At 37.5% G+C, this 16,713-nt stretch carries 16 protein-coding genes; 2 read left to right on the top strand and 14 right to left on the bottom strand.

All coding sequences use genetic code 11. The annotated features are described in order from the left end of the window. Positions 1–8: 8 nt before the first annotated feature. The 14 genes from AC2CGN_RS12855 to nusB all read right to left on the bottom strand — a co-directional run bounded on the left by AC2CGN_RS12855 (position 9) and on the right by nusB (position 15,306). The gene (locus tag AC2CGN_RS12855; protein ID WP_429987621.1) at positions 9–737 is read right to left on the bottom strand and encodes a glycerophosphodiester phosphodiesterase; all 729 of its coding nucleotides are present in this window, start codon (positions 735–737) and stop codon (positions 9–11) included. Beyond that, the gene (locus AC2CGN_RS12850; protein WP_429982253.1) at positions 730–2,301 is read right to left on the bottom strand and encodes a flagellar assembly protein A; all 1,572 of its coding nucleotides are present in this window, start codon (positions 2,299–2,301) and stop codon (positions 730–732) included. The genes AC2CGN_RS12855 and AC2CGN_RS12850 overlap by 8 nt, the downstream gene beginning before the upstream one ends. A 438-nt stretch (positions 2,302–2,739) precedes the next feature. Further along, positions 2,740–3,531: a sporulation transcription factor Spo0A gene (gene spo0A / locus AC2CGN_RS12845; protein WP_484514210.1), complete on the bottom strand. Its 792-nt coding sequence runs from the start codon at positions 3,529–3,531 to the stop codon at positions 2,740–2,742. Between the two features lie 349 nt (positions 3,532–3,880). Continuing rightward, on the bottom strand, positions 3,881–4,828 hold the full coding sequence (locus AC2CGN_RS12840) for a SpoIVB peptidase S55 domain-containing protein (protein ID WP_313373016.1): 948 nt from the start codon (positions 4,826–4,828) through the stop codon (positions 3,881–3,883). Between the two features lie 121 nt (positions 4,829–4,949). Further along, positions 4,950–6,641 carry a DNA repair protein RecN gene (gene recN / locus AC2CGN_RS12835; RefSeq protein WP_429989969.1) on the bottom strand — a complete coding sequence of 564 codons (1,692 nt, stop codon included), beginning with the start codon at positions 6,639–6,641 and terminating at the stop codon, positions 4,950–4,952. A 35-nt stretch (positions 6,642–6,676) separates the two neighbouring features. Further along, complete coding sequence (gene ahrC / locus AC2CGN_RS12830; protein WP_283868585.1) at positions 6,677–7,126, bottom strand: transcriptional regulator AhrC/ArgR; 450 nt, start codon at positions 7,124–7,126, stop codon at positions 6,677–6,679. A gap of 100 nt (positions 7,127–7,226) precedes the next feature. After that, on the bottom strand, positions 7,227–8,045 hold the full coding sequence (locus AC2CGN_RS12825) for a TlyA family RNA methyltransferase (RefSeq protein ID WP_429987624.1): 819 nt from the start codon (positions 8,043–8,045) through the stop codon (positions 7,227–7,229). Next, positions 8,045–9,946 carry a 1-deoxy-D-xylulose-5-phosphate synthase gene (gene dxs / locus AC2CGN_RS12820; RefSeq protein WP_484514206.1) on the bottom strand — a complete coding sequence of 634 codons (1,902 nt, stop codon included), beginning with the start codon at positions 9,944–9,946 and terminating at the stop codon, positions 8,045–8,047. The genes AC2CGN_RS12825 and dxs overlap by 1 nt, the downstream gene beginning before the upstream one ends. Positions 9,947–10,224: 278 nt before the next feature. Further along, entirely contained in the window at positions 10,225–11,106 is an 882-nt protein-coding gene (locus AC2CGN_RS12815; RefSeq protein WP_429982276.1) for a polyprenyl synthetase family protein, read from the bottom strand. 3 nt (positions 11,107–11,109) lie between these two features. Beyond that, positions 11,110–11,343: an exodeoxyribonuclease VII small subunit gene (xseB, locus tag AC2CGN_RS12810; protein WP_053597070.1), complete on the bottom strand. Its 234-nt coding sequence runs from the start codon at positions 11,341–11,343 to the stop codon at positions 11,110–11,112. A gap of 2 nt (positions 11,344–11,345) precedes the next feature. Next, entirely contained in the window at positions 11,346–12,698 is a 1,353-nt protein-coding gene (gene xseA, locus AC2CGN_RS12805) for an exodeoxyribonuclease VII large subunit (protein ID WP_484514204.1), read from the bottom strand. 351 nt (positions 12,699–13,049) lie between these two features. Then, positions 13,050–13,865: an undecaprenyl-diphosphate phosphatase gene (locus tag AC2CGN_RS12800; RefSeq protein WP_286923604.1), complete on the bottom strand. Its 816-nt coding sequence runs from the start codon at positions 13,863–13,865 to the stop codon at positions 13,050–13,052. Between the two features lie 160 nt (positions 13,866–14,025). After that, a complete protein-coding gene (gene folD / locus AC2CGN_RS12795; RefSeq protein WP_484514202.1) occupies positions 14,026–14,892 on the bottom strand; it encodes a bifunctional methylenetetrahydrofolate dehydrogenase/methenyltetrahydrofolate cyclohydrolase FolD in 867 nt (288 codons plus the stop codon). A gap of 33 nt (positions 14,893–14,925) precedes the next feature. Beyond that, positions 14,926–15,306, bottom strand: coding sequence for a transcription antitermination factor NusB (gene nusB, locus AC2CGN_RS12790; RefSeq protein WP_054771647.1), 381 nt, complete (start codon positions 15,304–15,306; stop codon positions 14,926–14,928). Between the two features lie 239 nt (positions 15,307–15,545). Between nusB and AC2CGN_RS12785 the strand changes: the two genes are divergently transcribed. Next, complete coding sequence (locus AC2CGN_RS12785) at positions 15,546–15,713, top strand: DUF2197 domain-containing protein (protein ID WP_429985617.1); 168 nt, start codon at positions 15,546–15,548, stop codon at positions 15,711–15,713. A 16-nt stretch (positions 15,714–15,729) separates the two neighbouring features. Next, entirely contained in the window at positions 15,730–16,587 is an 858-nt protein-coding gene (locus tag AC2CGN_RS12780; RefSeq protein WP_484514199.1) for a MerR family transcriptional regulator, read from the top strand. The last annotated feature ends 126 nt before the right edge of the window (positions 16,588–16,713 follow it).

The following is a 16,713-nucleotide window of genomic DNA, read 5'->3' as shown; positions in this document are numbered from 1 at the left end:
AGCTATTTTTATTGACGGTACTGCTTCGCAATTACTTTATCAGGATAATCAGTAATCCAACCAATTACTGATGGATGTGGGTTTGTCAAAAAAGCCTCATTACCATCAATCGCATAAAAACGACATGCTTTATCACTTGCTACACATGCCTCTAAAAATCTTGGTTTATAATACCTTTTATGCATATGCACGCTGTCAATGGCTTTATAATCACTGAGCAAATCCCATTTTAATTTTTTAGTTGCAATAAGGGCTGTTTCAACATCAGATCTATATTGCTTCACGATTTCTAACAGCTCATAGTGAAACGATGAAAAATGACTGCCAACAGGCAAAATAAGTTTATGAAGCATTTGAATAAGTGCATTTTTATTATCAAGGATGGTTGATTTTAATTCAATATTAAGAGGTAGCTGATGGGAATTTGCCCATGCTAAAACGGCATCTAATGTTGGAATTTTGTACAAAGAAAAAAAACGTCTCCAGGGCTTTCCAAGCTTAAAGCTAAGAAGCTCCTCTACTGTACACTCATTCACAAGCTTATTGATGCCAACTAATCTTGATAGTTGTGGATCATGATAGACAACTGGAATTCCTTCCTTTGACAATTGGATATCCAATTCAATGCCATCTGCACCTAGCTCCAATGCCTTCTCAAAAGCCCTGAAGCTATTTTCAAGTGCATAAGCTGACGCTCCTCGATGTGCAAACACAGGAATGGACAATTGGCTAGACATTTAACTCACCAAATTCAAGGAGAAATTTACCATTGGTCATTTTACTTAATAGGGATGATTTTTTGCCAATCTGAATATATGTGCCTGGATGCGCTTCTTTTGTCACAGTAATTTCCTCTTTACCTGCATGGCGCATTTCATCCATCATTAGTTTCACCTCACGGTCAATCGTCACTGCTTCGGCCTTCAATTTCGTTAAGACCTGCTTCGTTTCCTCAAATGTAGCCACTTGCTCCTTTGTCATTTGATTAAGGATTGGTAATAAGGTTTTAATTTTTCCCTCTTGTATTGAAATATCTGATTGTAATTGCTTTAAGTGTGTTGCCTTCTCTTGCATAAGCGAATAGCTTTCTCTTTTATTGACACTTTCAATGATTAAATCCGTTCGACGCTCTAATCGGTTTCCAGATATAGCCGTGACAATTGTATTTTTCGCTACTGCGCGACCCCCAATAATTTTACCTTTTCGTTCGTCCACAAAAATAGAATGTGCAGTGAGTTGTGATCCTAATGCATAAAAGCCTATATGAATACTATCAGCTGCGACTAAATTTGCTTCATTAACATGCTTGACGAAAATATTGCCACCTGCCTCCACCAATGTTGAACCAAGCCCGAAAATGCCACCGCGAATATAGACATCACCCTCAATAGATTTTATAAGCTTGGCGCCACTTACACCTTCGGCACCCTCAATAGAAATGTCTCCAGTAGCAATAACCGTATAGCCAGAAGTGACCGTTCCTTTTATACTTAATGAGCCATTAAATTCAAGGTTTCCTGTTTCAACACCAACGTCACCATGAATAGGCAAATGTCGATTTACACCAATCATGCCCTTGACATCATCTAATACGCCTGCGATTTTGGAGCGGATAACAATTTTCCCATTCTCCTCCACTTCATAGGCAGATTTTTTATCGTATTTAATGGGAAAATCACGACCTGGTGCAGCAGCAATCGTATCACCCAGTACATTTTTCCCTGCTTTCCCTAAAGTTGCAGGTATTTTTTCGCCAAGCCATGACCCTTCAGAAATTTCAGAGATAAAGTTCATATCGTAATAATCAGCTTTTCCATCTTCGCGAATCACTGGCTTTCTCTCTGGTTTAGGTAAGTATGTAATTTGTGCATCTGTTCCTGCTACAGGTGGCGTTCCTTGAGCAATTAAAAATGCTTTTCCTGGTTCAATTTTCGAAATATCAAAATCCAAAATTCCATTTACAATTCCTTCATCTTCAAGCGTTTCTAAAATTTGTTGCGACAATTTTTCTTTATTTTTTTGAATATAATCATGTGTTTCATAGATAAATATAGAGGCAGACATTTTATCTCGTGCAATTTCTGCTTCCACATTCGGAAGCCAACGTCCGATTTCAACAGGATTTATACTTTCAGTCGCTAATACATTTTTTAATATTGAAAAATTAGACAACTTTAGGCGGGGATGACTGCGTAAAATACTATCAAATTCTTTTAATGGAAAACCAGCGCTGAAAGTTACCATATATACTTTGCCATTTTCTTCTGATATTTCGAAGTTATCATTCCGAACTAGAATCAAGCTACCTCCTCCTTCCCTCTATCTGTAAGTATATACAATCTATTTACATTTGTTTAGAGACAATTGTCACTACTCAGAAAGAAAATACCCCTACTTTATCAGTAAGCCATTCTACCATATTTTATATTTTTCCTATCATTTTTAGCTGTTATTTACTACTAAAAGGAAATATTTTACTTAATGTATGCTATCCAGCTATCACAATTGTATAAAACAATCGCAAAAAATCATGTTATTTACTAAATCTTTCATTAATTTATCATATAGATGCTGTTTTTGTCATAAATTATACAAAAATGTATTAGGTCTTCCTAACTAAATAAAAAAATACGCCTCATAAACAGCTTGAAAACTGCTTACATAGGCGCTTTGAATTTATATATAGTTTATAAATAATGGCTACTGGTCATTCTCCTTTAACATATGATTGTAGTTTTTTTAGCTTGCCATCATATCAATACGAATCTTATCAGCAATCATGGCGATGAATTCACTATTTGTCGGCTTCGATTTTAAGTGATGAACGGTATAGCCAAACATTGACGAAATCGATTCATAATTTCCTCGATTCCACGCTACCTCAATGGCATGGCGAATAGCACGTTCTACACGTGAAGGAGTTGTATTGAATTTTTTAGCGATTTCTGGATATAGGATTTTCGTCACAGAGCCTAATAACTCGATATCCTCAAACACCATTTGAATAGCTTCTCGTAAATAGGAGTACCCTTTAATATGTGCAGGGACACCAATTTCTTTTATGATGGCTGTAATCGTGCTATCTAATTGATGTTGATTTAATTTTTGTGGCGCTGTAGGTTGTAAAACACTTGTCTTTTTAGGAAGTGTTGCTTTTTGTCCAGCGCAATGAAGAATCTTTTGCACCAATTGATCAAATTCAAATGGCTTTAGCATGAAATACGAAGCACCTAAATCAACTGCCTGTTTCATGACATCCTCTTGGCCAAATGCTGTCAGCATGATTACTTGAATTGATGACATTTGTTGATTTTGATACATGGATTCTAAAACTGCTAAACCATCGAGATGAGGCATAATTATATCTAGGAGTAAAATATCTGGTGTAAATTCCTCAAGCATTTGTAAGCAAACTTTTCCATTTGAAGCAGTTGCAATAATTTCTATTTCGGGATGCCCTTGAAAATACTGCTCCATCGTTTTTAATAACTCACGATTATCGTCTGCAATCGCTACCTTTACCTTTGTCATTTCAATTCCTCCTTCTGGACTGTGCTTTGAATCACTTCAAAGCGTAACTACCCCTTATGCCATTTTTGGCACACTGTGGAATTTTCGACATTTTTGTTTTAAAAACCTTTTCTATTTCCAAAAATGAGTATGTAGTCCGATACTTTCTTTTTTAATCGACAAGTTATGATAAATACTTGCAAAATGTCGAATGCTTATCTTCTTTATTTTAGTGAAAAAACTGAGATAAAACTACAGTTTTTTTTTAGTATCGCTAATCCCTTCATAAAAAAACGAAATCCTTGATGATTCTCATATAAAAACACAAATTTTTATGAAAAAATGGAGCTACCCAAAGGCAGCTCCACTTTTAGGATGACTTTCTTAACATTTCCGCTACAGTAATAGCTGCACCCTTTTTTGGTTCCTCTACAAACATATGTGTAACAGCACCTACAAAACGACCGTTTTGGATGATTGGGCTACCACTCATTCCCTGTAAAATGCCACCTGTTTTTTCAATGAGCTTTTCGTCAGAAATGATAAATTCAAGACGTTCATTTTCGATTTTTATTATTTCGATTGAAAAAGTTTCCACCTTACTGCCCTCTATCGCCGTGTAGATTTCAGCCTTTCCCGTTTTTATATCCTTTTCATGCATAATTTCAATTGCTTTTGGCAAACTTTGTGGATAGCCGTCTTCCCAACGACCAAAAATTCCATAAACGGTATTTTTATCGATGCTCCCTAATCGTTCCTGATGTTTTTCAATGGAGGAAATTTTATAGCCGGGTTGACCAGGTATACTTTTACGAATTTGTTGAATCGAAGCTAAGAAGATGGAGCCAGCTCGAAAAACGGGGGCTTCTTGTAATGTTGAATCGACAATTTGATGGCCTAATGCACCGTATTTTTTTGTCTCTGGATCAATGTACGTCAATGTTCCTACTCCATCTGTTTCATCTTTTAAAAAGGAAATTACATGTGTTGCTTCTTTCTCCTGTAACTCAAGGGTTACTTCTTTTCCTTCACTTTTCATCGTCCATTTCTGCTGCCCTTGCGTGGCAACAGCCTGTTTGGCATCTGCCAGCGTTTTTACAGGTATTTCATTTATTTTTTCAATCACAGCGCCTCCTTTCATCCACTGATTGGAAGCTAATAGCACATCATGTGCTACAAATACATGAGATAGCTGAAGTTGAATTCCAATTGCTTCGCCCATCGGAATTAGCTTTTTTGCGGCAAATGCCTGAACTGGCATGAATAATAAAACGATGAGCATAGGCAAAATGACAAATTGACGCCAACGACGATACATACGACACCTCCTTTTCATATTTGTCTTTTTACTATGTGTTGTTGTGGCATTCTTATAAGCGGTAAATATTTGTGCAAAATGAAAAAACCCAGAAACATTAAACATGTCTCTGGATGAAGGGTTATCTCATTTGTTTTTTTCGGGCATTTGCCATTTTTAATAGCTCTGTTGCATGCTGTAAAGTTAAGTCAGTAATTTCTGCACCAGACATCATGCGACTTACTTCTTCGATGCGAGCTTGTGTATCAATTTCAAGCAATGAAGTAAATGTGCGATCATGGTTCACTTCTTTTTTGATAAAATAATGATGATCAGCCATCGCAGCGACTTGTGGTAAATGTGAAATACATAAAACCTGAGAGTTGATAGAGATTGCAGCAATTTTTTCAGCAATTGCCTGTGCAACTCGACCACTTACACCGGTATCTACCTCGTCAAAAATAATTGAGGTGATGCCGTTTGAAGATGAGAAAATGGTCTTTAACGCAAGCATCATACGTGATAATTCACCACCAGATGCAATTTTCGGTAATGATTTTGGTGGTTCTCCCACATTCGTGGAAATATAAAAAATAACCTGGTCTTTCCCGTTGGCATCAAAAAATGATAATTCATCAAAATTAACAATAAATTTTGCTTTTTCCATATGTAATTCACGTAGTTCAGCCATAATAGACTCACTTAAATCTTGTGCAGCATTTTTTCGAATAGCAGTTAATTGTACAGCCAGCTCTTGTAGTGCTGATTCCATTTCTAGTACTTTTCGCTCTTTAACCTGTAAAATTTCATCTCGATTTAAAAGTTCATTCAGCTCAGTTTTAATCTTATCGTAATACGCTAAAATCTCTTCAATTGTTGAGCCATATTTACGCTTTAAATTTTGGAATAGAGCTAAACGCTGCTCGACTTCATTTAATCGGGCTGGGTCAAACTCTAATTCATCTAATACATTTTTAACCTGGTGTGCAGCATCCTGTAATGCATAGAATGCTGTGGTTACTGCTTCCGATGCTTCTTTAAACTGATCGTCAACTTTTGCAGCATCCTCTAATGCCCCCATTGCATTGCCTATCCAGTCAAGACCTTTCGATTCCCCTTGAATGGCTTCATAGGCTTCATTAGACCGCTCAAAAATCTTATTGAAATTCATCAAACGACGACGTTCGTCAAGAAGCTCATCTTCCTCACCTAACCTTAATTTGGCATCCTCTAGCTCTTTCATTTGGAACTGATATAAATCAATACGTTGCGCCATTAACTGTTCATCAATTGAAATAGATGCCAATTCTCTTTTTAGCGAGCGATATTCTTCATACTGGGAACTGTATACTTCCTGTATTGGAGCAAGTTGTTCCTCTGCAAAGTGGTCTAGCAAATAAATGTGCTGTTTTTCGTCCATCAGTTCCTGATTTTCATGTTGACCATGAATATCGATTAAGCTAGCACCAATATCACGGAGTACAGATAATGGCACCAGTTTTCCGTTTACTCGACAAACACTTTTTCCAGTATCATGTAAATCACGGCGTAAAATAATGGTATCTTCTTCAATCTCAATGCCTGCTTCTTCAAGCTTTTTATGCACAGGATGCAAAGAACTGGAGATTTGAAATAAACCTCCTAATTCAGCCTTTCTTGCTCCATGACGAATAAATTCAGAGTTTCCTCTACCGCCTGCAAGTAAATGGACGGCATCAATGATAATTGATTTTCCGGCACCTGTTTCTCCTGTTAAAACAGTTAAACCATTTGAAAAGCTAACTGTCAAATCCTCTATAATGGCAAAGTTTCGAATACTAAGCTCTTTTAACACAAAAATGTCACCTCTGTATCAAATTCCATGCTAAATTATAGCATTTCTAATAAGCGGTTTTTTGTATTTTCACGCTCATTTTCGTCACGGCAAATAATTAAGATTGTATCATCTCCAGAAATCGTACCTAAAATCTCCGGCCAATCTAAATGGTCAAGCAGTGAAGCAATAGCATTCGCATTACCAGGAAGAGCCTTCATGACTAAAAAATGCGATGCACCATCAATGCTGACAAACGCATCTGCCAATGCACGATGTAATTTTTGCATAGGATTGAAACGTTGGTCAGCGGGCAAGCTATATTTATAGCGTCCATCCTGCAATGGAACTTTAACAAGATGAAGTTCCTTTATATCACGTGATACCGTTGCTTGGGTCACATTATAGCCTGCATCTTTTAAAAAATCGACTAAATCATCTTGTGTTTCTATTTCATGATTGGCAATAATATCCCGAATTCGTATATGTCTCTGTCCTTTATTCATTGTGGTCACCTCTTATAAATAATTATATATATGTATATTCACACTACCATTTTCAGCATAAAAGTACAAGAAAAAACACGGCTCAGGTAGTGAGCACGTGTTATTTAAGAGAATTATGCGCTTCTTCAACGAGTGTATCAAAAGCTGTATAAGCAAGAATTTGTTCATCTCCTACAGGATTCACTAAATGGAATAAAAATTCAATATTTCCTTCGCCCCCTGTAATAGGAGAAAATGAAGCATCCTTGACAACAAAGCCAACCTCTGTCGCCATTGCTGCCGTCTTTTCTAATACTTCTAAATGAACTTTTTTATCTCTAACGATGCCCTTTTTACCAACCTTGTCTTTGCCAGCTTCAAACTGAGGCTTCACCAATGCCATCACATCTCCTCCAGGCATCAACAGGGTTTTTAAGACAGGTAGAATAAGTGCTAATGAAATAAAGCTGACATCAATAGTTGCAAAATCTGGCAAGCCCTCTGTTAAATCTGCTGCAGTCGTATAACGGAAATTTGTTTTTTCCATCACTGTGACACGTTCATCAGAGCGAATCTTCCAGGCTAGTTGGTTGGAACCCACATCTAATGCATAGCAATGCCTTGCACCATGCTGTAATGCACAATCTGTAAAGCCTCCTGTAGAGGAGCCAATATCAAGCATTAGCTTCCCCTCTACAGACATATCAAATATTTGTAGTGCTTTTTCAAGCTTCAAGCCACCACGACTAACATATTTTAAATCAGAGCCTTTTACTTGTAGTGGGGCATCAATGGCTATTTTTTCCCCCGCCTTATCTATTCGAATTTCATTTGAAAAAACAAGACCTGCCATAATGGAACGCTTTGCTTTTTCACGGGTTTCACTTAGCCCACGTTCTACAAGTAAAATATCTACACGTTCTTTCGGTTGTTTTGTCATTATTTATTCAACCCTACTTGCTGTTTTTGTTGAAGTAACACTTGCATACGTGCCACTGTATCTTCAGTTGTCATGTGAATTTCAGCGAGTAGCTGATCTACATTGCCATGCTCTATAAATTGGTCAGGGATTCCCATTCGATCGATTAGGGCATTTAAATAACCATGGTCATGTGCAAATTCAAGCACACCACTACCAAAGCCACCTTGTAATATTGCTTCTTCAATCGTCAAAATAGGTTTCTTGCTTGATAATATACGATGCAGCATATCCTCATCCATCGGTTTAATGAAGCGGGCATTCACCACTTCGATATCAACGCCCTGCTGAGCAAGCAAGTCCGCTGCTTCCATTGCCATTGGAATGGTTGTACCAAACGTTAAAATTGTTGCATCTTTCCCCTCTCGCAACACTTCCCAGCTTCCTATTGGTAAAGTCATTAGCTCATCATCCAATGGAACGCCAATCCCATTTCCTCGAGGATAACGTAGGGCGATTGGTCCCCCATCATAGTCTAAAGCAGTCTTTACCATATGCTGTCCTTCATTTTCATCCTTTGGCATCATGATTGTCATATTTGGTATATGGCGAAGGAAAGCGATATCAAATACACCTTGATGTGTTTCACCATCTGCACCAACTAAACCTGCACGGTCAATTCCAATAAAGACATTTAGATTAGGACGTGCAATATCATGCAGTATCTGATCGTAGGCACGTTGTAGGAACGTCGAATAAATCGCTAAAAATGGTTTCATTTTCTGTGTTGCTAAACCTGCTGCCATTGTCGCTGCATGCTGTTCAGCAATTCCTACATCAAAGAAACGCTTTGGAAAATCCTTCTGAATACCTTGTAGTTTAGAGCCAACAGGCATAGCAGGCGTGATGGTAACTATTCGTTTATCCTCATGTGCAATTTTACGTACTGTCTCTGCAATTAAGCTACTCCAAGCTGGACCTTTCGTTTCTGATTTTACAAAAGCTCCGTTTTCAATTTTGTATGGACCTGTTCCATGCCAATTGCCAATTGTATCATCTTCAGCAGGTTTATAGCCTTTCCCTTTTTTGGTAATAACATGAACAAGTACAGGACCTTTTACTTTTTTAGCATAAGATAAGGTCATCTCAAGCGCATCAAAATCATGTCCATCAATTGGTCCTAAATATTTAAAACCTAGCTCCTCAAAGAATACACCGGACACCACTAAATACTTTAAGCTATCCTTTACGCGCTCAGCCGTTGAAGCCAGTTTACCGCCTAATACAGGGATTTTGTTGATAAGAGACTCAAGCTCTTCTTTCGCCTTTGAATATTCCTTCGCTGTACGTAGACGTCCAAGTACATTGTGTAAAGCGCCGACGTTTGGGGCAATGGACATTTCATTATCGTTTAAAATAACAATCATATTTGTTTTCGCATGACCAATATGATTTAATGCCTCAAGTGCCATACCGCCTGTTAAAGCTCCATCACCAATAATAGGTACGACGAAATTCTTCTCATTTTTAATATCACGTGCTGCAGCCATACCCATAGCCGCTGACAAAGATGTCGAGCTATGACCTGTTTCCCACTCATCATGTTCACTTTCCACAAGCTTTGGAAAACCACAAAGCCCTTTGAACTGACGCAGTGTGTCAAATTGACTCGCACGACCTGTCAAAATTTTATGCACGTAAGCTTGGTGGCCAACATCCCATAAAAACTTATCCTTTGGACTGTCAAACATTTTATGAAGCATAATTGTTAACTCCACAACACCTAGGTTCGGTCCAATATGACCACCTGTGACAGAACACTTTTCAATTAAGAAGGTACGAATTTCTTGCGCAAGATGCTCAAGGTCCCTCTTGTCTAAGTTTTTTAAAAAGGATGGACTAGTTATTTTATTTAAATCCACCTTTCTCACACACCTTTTCAATAAAATATTCACCGTATTTGTGTTTCCACCATTATAACAGTGTTATCAATATGCTAAAAGTACGAACACTTATTGTTTGCACATTCGACAAACATCCTCGACTATTCTAGCATATTCCTCGCTCTTATTGCCTTGTTTATCTTTACAAAACATCTATTGGTTCAAAGCCCCTGGCGGATGTCACGGATTTTGAAGAGGAGCTTTTCGAGCGAGCTCAAAAAACCCGGACGCAATTACGCTGGGACGTAATTGATCTTTTAGTTTTTACGATGAACAATATAGGCTGCAAACTCACGTAGTAAACTAGCATCGACTTGTAATTGATCAAGTGCATGAATGGCAAGCTGATAATGCTCAGCTAACTTATCCTTCGCTCCATCCAATGATAATAGGGCGGGATATGTGCTTTTATCACTCGCTACATCCTTACCTGCTGTTTTACCTAGCTCCTCCGTTGTGCCCTCAATATCTAAAATATCGTCTTGAATTTGGAATGCAAGACCGATATGATGTGCATATTCCTTTAGGGTTGCTCGTTCCTCTGAAGACGCATTAGCTAACACTGCTCCCGCTTCAATGCTAAATCGTAATAAAGCACCGGTTTTATTAATATGAACATGCTCAAGCTCAGCTAAATTTAACTGGCGTTGCTCACCTTCCATATCTAGTACCTGACCACCAACCATACCTTCTGCACCAGCTGCTATACTTAAAAGGTTAACCAATTCAATGCGTTTTTCAGCAGATACATTCATGCGTGCTAATATTCCAAATGCAAGCGTATTTAATGCATCTCCAGCAAGTGTCGCTAGTGCTTCTCCATAAACTTTATGATTAGTCGGTTTCCCTCTACGAAAATCATCATTATCCATGCTTGGTAAATCGTCGTGGATTAATGAATACGTATGGATAATTTCTATAACTGATCCTACAGTTAATCCATCCTTTAAATCCTTGTTAAATAGCTCAAGTACGGCTAACACGAAAAGTGGACGAATTCGTTTTCCTCCAGCCTTTAGCGAATATAGCATTGATTCTTTTAAATCACTTGGTGCATCAATCTTCTCAACAAGTGCAAACATTTCAGCTTCAACTTGTGGTATGTTGCTTTCAATAAAATGCTTTAATTGCTCATTCATTTCTTAATTCTCTCCCTTTAATGGATCAAATGCAGTCGTTTCACCTGTCTCTTGGACAATAGATATCAGCTGCTCCTCAGCATGTTGCAGTTTACTATGGCAAAATTGTGATAGCTCCATTCCTTGCTTATATAAATCAATGGCGTTTTCCAATGGCACATCACCTTGCTCTAGCTGACGGACAATTTCCTCAAGTGCTGTCATTGCTTCCGCGAAAGTCTGTTGTTTCTCTGCCACAACTATTCCCCCTCATTCTTTGGCAAGATTTTTGTCACTTCGGCGATAACCTCTCCATCATGGAAGGTTAGGGTTAATTGATCCTGCTGTTTGACTTCAGCGGATGATTTAATCATTTGTTCATCCTTATACGCTACTGTATAGCCCCTTGTTAAAATCGCAAGTGGATTCAATGCTTCTAAAGTTCGAACAGTTGCCTCAAATTGATGTTTTTGCTTCGTCACATATTGTTTGGAGGCATGTGTTAATTGTTGAATTCGTGTTTCTAGCTCACGTTGATAGAAAGTGAGTGCCTTTTTTGGTGAATGTTGCTCGATAGCACTATGTAGTTGCTGAAGCTGTGCACCCTTTTTCATCAAATCTACCTGCATGGCTTTTTGTAAGTCTGATTCGAGCTGAGCTAGTTTTTCAGTAAACGGACGATATAGTCTTTCTGGCATTGACAATGGATAAGACTGTTGGAGCTTATTTAGACGTTGTCGCTCAGCCATAAGTTGCGCCCTCACCATTTGATGGAGCTGCGATTTTTGAGTCAGTACACGCTGAAATAAATCCTGTTGATCAGGTACAGCTATTTCAGCAGCAGCCGTTGGTGTAGGAGCACGCAAATCTGCCACATAATCCGCAATTGTCGTATCTGTTTCATGACCAACAGCACTAATAATAGGTATGCGGCTACTAAAAATAGCACGAGCTACAATCTCCTCATTAAATGCCCATAAATCTTCTATTGATCCTCCACCTCGTCCGACGATGAGAACATCACAAGAAGCATCTAAATTTGCTTGCTCAATATTTTGAACGATATTTGGTGCAGCTTGTCCCCCTTGAACAAGTGTTGGATAAATCAATATTTCAGCCAGTGGATAACGTCGTTTTAGCGTTGTACAAATATCGCGAATCGCTGCTCCCGTTGTAGATGTCAAGACACCGATTCTCTCTGGGAATCTCGGAATTGGCTGCTTCCATTCAGTTTTAAAAAGACCTTCTTTTTGTAATTGCTCTTTTAATTGATTAAAGGCAACAAACAAGCTACCAACCCCATCTGGCTGCATCTCCTGTACATAAAGCTGATAGGTTCCATAGCCCTCGTAAACGTTTACATCACCACGGATAAATACTTGCATTCCTTCCTTGGGTTCGAACGCTAATTTAGTGGCTGCTGTTTTAAACATTGTTGCGGCAATTCGTGCACCATCATCCTTTAAAGTAAAATAGATATGTCCAGATTGATGAATTTTAACGTTCGATAGCTCCCCCTTAACATATACCTCACGTAAATGTGGATCGGCATCAAATTTTCGTTTAATATATTTTGTTAATGCTTTTACCGTTAAATAAGAAGCAGATGACATGTTTTCGGCTCCTTTACTAAAATCAAGTTTTTCACAAAACTACAACTATCATAACATTTTTTAAAGTCGTTGACGTGCCAAAATGTAGTTTCGCTAGAAAAAATGACTGTCTTTCATCCTATTGAAGAAATTACTGCATATTCAAATGATAGATTTTATGCGTTTTACCCCAAGAAAGCAAGTGCCTTATACTCCAATCAGCAATAATGTAGTACTTTGATTACTATATTGATAATTCAATGTAAAAGCTTGTTACTCATTATCATTTAAAATAGATATAACAGCGCTAGTAAATTTGTTTTCAACAGCATAAAAGCCTTCCAACAACACTAACTGTTAGAAGGCTTTATATTAATAAAATATTAATAAGAGCGTACCTACAAGAAAACAATAATAAGTAAAGTAACTAAGCTTGCCACTTTTCATAATGCCCATAAACCAGCGCATTGCAAAATATGTCATCAATAATGTAGCGATAAATGTTGCAGCATATGGGATGGCTAATGTACCTTTATTGGGTTCATTTAAAAAATCTGTTATTCCAAGCACAACACCCCCAAGGCTTATTGGAATATAAAGCATAAAGGAAAAGCGTAGGGCTGTATCCTGCTTCATTCCCACAGCAATAGCTGATATAATCGTTGCTCCTGAACGACTGATGCCCGGTGTGAGTGCGACAGCTTGACCTAAGCCAACAATGATAGCATCTTTTACAGTCAAATCTGCATCCTTTTTTGTACCTCGCATATTGCGAATAAGCCAAAGGGCGATACCTGTTACAAACAGCATAATTGCAATCGTTGTCATGCTAACATTGTCTGCAATAAAATCACTAAATAACACACCTAAAACGCCTGCCGGAATCGTGCCAATTACGATATAAACGGCAAAACGAAAATCTGCCTTATAGCGCTTATCACCTGTTTTAAGATAAAGGAAAAAGTGTGAAATGAGCCGGACAATATCCTCACGATAGATGTAAACAATGGCCAGCAATGAAGCTGTATTCGTTAAAATAGCAAAAGTAAAGCCTTGCTCACCTAAACCAAGTATTTCACTTGCAATCATGACATGACCACTCGACGACACTGGTATTGGCTCCGTGAAGCCTTGCACAAGTCCAATAATAATATGCTTAATAATTAGTATGAGATCTAGGTTTTCCATAAAAACCTCCTTTTTAGTATGTATGTCTTAAACAGTATATTAGACGGTAATAGCATGGCAAAAGTTCTCAAAAAAAGCATAAATATAAATTAGGCTTTTCAGCATAAGTAAAAACCATCTCAAAAATTTCGAGATGGTTTTAAATAATTAGTTATACTCATTATAGTTTAACTTTATTTGCAAGCTTATTTTCAGCAGCTTGTACTGTGTTGAATAGTAACATTGTAATCGTCATTGGTCCCACACCGCCTGGTACAGGTGTAATATGTGATGCGATGCCATCAATTTCATTAAAGTTTACATCCCCACAAAGCTTGTTATTTTCGTCACGATTAATGCCAACATCAATCACAACAGCGCCTTCCTTTACATGCTCCTTCGTAATAAAGTTAGCACGTCCAACGGCAGCAATTAAAATATCTGCTTGCTTTGTGAATGAAGGTAAATCTGGTGTTTTTGAATGCGTATAAGTAACGGTTGCATCCTTTTGTAGCAAAAGTTGTCCCATCGGTTTACCAACGATATGACTACGACCAACAATGACAGCGTGTTTTCCTGCAATTTCGATTCCTGAATACTCAAGAAGCTTCATAACCCCGAATGGTGTGCATGGTAAAAATGTTTCTTGGCCAAGCATCATTTTCCCAGCACTTACTGGTGAGAATCCATCAACGTCTTTATCCACAGCAATTGTGGCAATAACAGTATCCTCATCAATATGCTTTGGAAGTGGTAATTGTACTAAAATACCGTGAATATCCTCACGAGTATTTAAGCGTTCAATTTGTGCTAATAATTCTTCCTGTGTCGTTTCTTCAGGTAGTTTTATTAGCTCTGAAAACATACCCATTTCTTCACATGATTTTTGCTTATTTCTCACATATGTAGCAGAAGCTTGATTGTCCCCTACTAAAACAACCGCTAAGCCTGGTGTCAAACCTTGCTCTTTTAAGCTTACCACACGTTCTGCTATTGATTGACGAATAGCTTGACCAATTTCTTTACCATTAATAATTGCACTTGACATAAAACTTCGTTACTCCTTCCAATTCAACACATTTTATTGTTCTGTAAATTTAGAAAGTACGCCATTGACAAATTTCGACGATCCTTCATCGCCAAATGTTTTGCATAGCTCAATTGCTTCATTCAGTACTACTCTTTTTGGTGTTTCAGGCATGTATAAAAGCTCATATACAGCTAAGCGTAAAACTGTTCTCTCAATTTTGGGCAGACGGGCAAGTGACCACTTTTCAAGATGCTTCTCTAAAGTAGCATCAATTTCCTCCAAATGTTCAGCTGTTCCAGTAACAATCTTTTCATAGAAGACATTTGTTGGCTGACCTTTAATATGCTCCATTGCTTCTTCAATTGTTACGTCAGTATTATCCAGCTGAAACAAAACTTGCAACGCTTTTTCGCGTGCCTCATGTCGTTTCATGTAAAGCTCTCCTTCTTAAGTGGCATTAAGGTTTATAATAGCATAAATTCGAACGAGAAACACGAATTCCAGCAAGTTTTCAATAATCTGAAACCTTTTTCAAGCAACTTTCTGCTTGTTTTCATGCATCTCAATGAAAAGTATGATACAAGTAGAAAATAACCATCCGCATTTCTTGTTCATTTAATAAGAATGTTATAATAAAGAGACTTCTATTTCATCTTTGGAGGTGTTTTATTATGCATTATGAAGTGAAGTGTACAAGCTGTAAAATATCATTCAAATTATATGAAGGTGAGGAACAATACAAAAAATTGAAGGAACGTAAATCCCGCTTATTTTACTGCGAGGATTGCAAGCATAAAATTCGCTTTGATGCCATTCGAAACTTCTTTAGCTCTTACTAGTGGAGGCAATTCATTTATGAAAGAACATTATTATACAATTGGTGAGGTTGCTAAGCTCTCTAACTTATCTGTACAGACCTTACGCTACTATGACCAAATTGATTTATTTAAACCTGCTCATATCGATACCCATACCAATTATCGTTATTATAAAGATACTCAGATTTTTTACTTAGATATTATTAAGTCGCTTAAATATATTGGAATTTCCCTTGAGGATATAAAAAGGGCGCTTGGCTTAACTTCGGAAGAATTGCTCGTTTTTTTAGAACAGCAGGAGCAGCGCATAGAACAAAAAATAACGCGCTTAAATGAAGTAAAGTACACTTTGCTTAAAACAAAAAAACAAATGCAAGAACAAATCGATATTCCAATTTTCGGAGATGTTTATGTTCAAGTAGAAGAGGAAATGCCTATTTTACAAGTTACGACTACTGAGCTAACACCTACATCTAGCACGAATACGTATTATGCAACACTTACGAAAATAATTGAACGTGAAGGAAGTGTCTTAAATAGTCGCTATGGTTGTATTTTTCCGCTAGCTCGCTATACAGATGTTCATTCTATTATTTATGACGCTATCTTTACACCACTTTTAACGGAACGAACATTTTCTAAGCTTTCTCCAAATATTAAGCAAACAATAAAGCCAGCCGGTAAATATGTATGTATTGCCTTTATCTATCATCCTGATACATACTTTTCATATTATGAAAAACTAAGAGCATACGTAGAAGCACAACAAGAAGCCTATGAACCAATCGTCTATGAGCTTTATATGCCTGCTTCTTTCACCTTTGAGCATGAGAAAAAATTCATCGTTGAATTAAAGGTTAGACAAAAAATTAATTGTGTAAAAAATTTGATGTGAGCACCTGCATAACAACTCCCTCCCACTACCACACTTATCTAAAGCGAAATTTAAAAAAAGTAAACAAATCTTTTGACCCTATAGTTACTATAGGGTTTATTGTATTACTCATGGAAATATTCTAGT

This window comes from Lysinibacillus sp. DFXJR4, assembly GCF_057196045.1.
The sequence above is the reverse complement of the archived record's forward strand: the minus strand, read 5'-3'. Positions and strand labels throughout refer to the sequence as shown.

What these genes read in the sequence shown, in the direction of transcription:
- AC2CGN_RS12855 (WP_429987621.1), bottom strand. Translation starts at nt 737, where the DNA reads ATGTCTAGCCAATTGTCCATTCCTGTGTTTGCACATCGAGGAGCGTCA.
- spo0A (WP_484514210.1), bottom strand. Translation starts at nt 3,531, where the DNA reads ATGACAAAGGTAAAGGTAGCGATTGCAGACGATAATCGTGAGTTATTA.
- AC2CGN_RS12840 (WP_313373016.1), bottom strand. Translation starts at nt 4,828, where the DNA reads ATGTATCGTCGTTGGCGTCAATTTGTCATTTTGCCTATGCTCATCGTT.
- ahrC (WP_283868585.1), bottom strand. Translation starts at nt 7,126, where the DNA reads ATGAATAAAGGACAGAGACATATACGAATTCGGGATATTATTGCCAAT.
- AC2CGN_RS12825 (WP_429987624.1), bottom strand. Translation starts at nt 8,045, where the DNA reads ATGACAAAACAACCGAAAGAACGTGTAGATATTTTACTTGTAGAACGT.
- AC2CGN_RS12815 (WP_429982276.1), bottom strand. Translation starts at nt 11,106, where the DNA reads ATGAATGAGCAATTAAAGCATTTTATTGAAAGCAACATACCACAAGTT.
- xseA (WP_484514204.1), bottom strand. Translation starts at nt 12,698, where the DNA reads ATGTCATCTGCTTCTTATTTAACGGTAAAAGCATTAACAAAATATATT.
- AC2CGN_RS12800 (WP_286923604.1), bottom strand. Translation starts at nt 13,865, where the DNA reads ATGGAAAACCTAGATCTCATACTAATTATTAAGCATATTATTATTGGA.
- folD (WP_484514202.1), bottom strand. Translation starts at nt 14,892, where the DNA reads ATGTCAAGTGCAATTATTAATGGTAAAGAAATTGGTCAAGCTATTCGT.
- nusB (WP_054771647.1), bottom strand. Translation starts at nt 15,306, where the DNA reads ATGAAACGACATGAGGCACGCGAAAAAGCGTTGCAAGTTTTGTTTCAG.
- AC2CGN_RS12785 (WP_429985617.1), top strand. Translation starts at nt 15,546, where the DNA reads ATGCATTATGAAGTGAAGTGTACAAGCTGTAAAATATCATTCAAATTA.
- AC2CGN_RS12780 (WP_484514199.1), top strand. Translation starts at nt 15,730, where the DNA reads ATGAAAGAACATTATTATACAATTGGTGAGGTTGCTAAGCTCTCTAAC.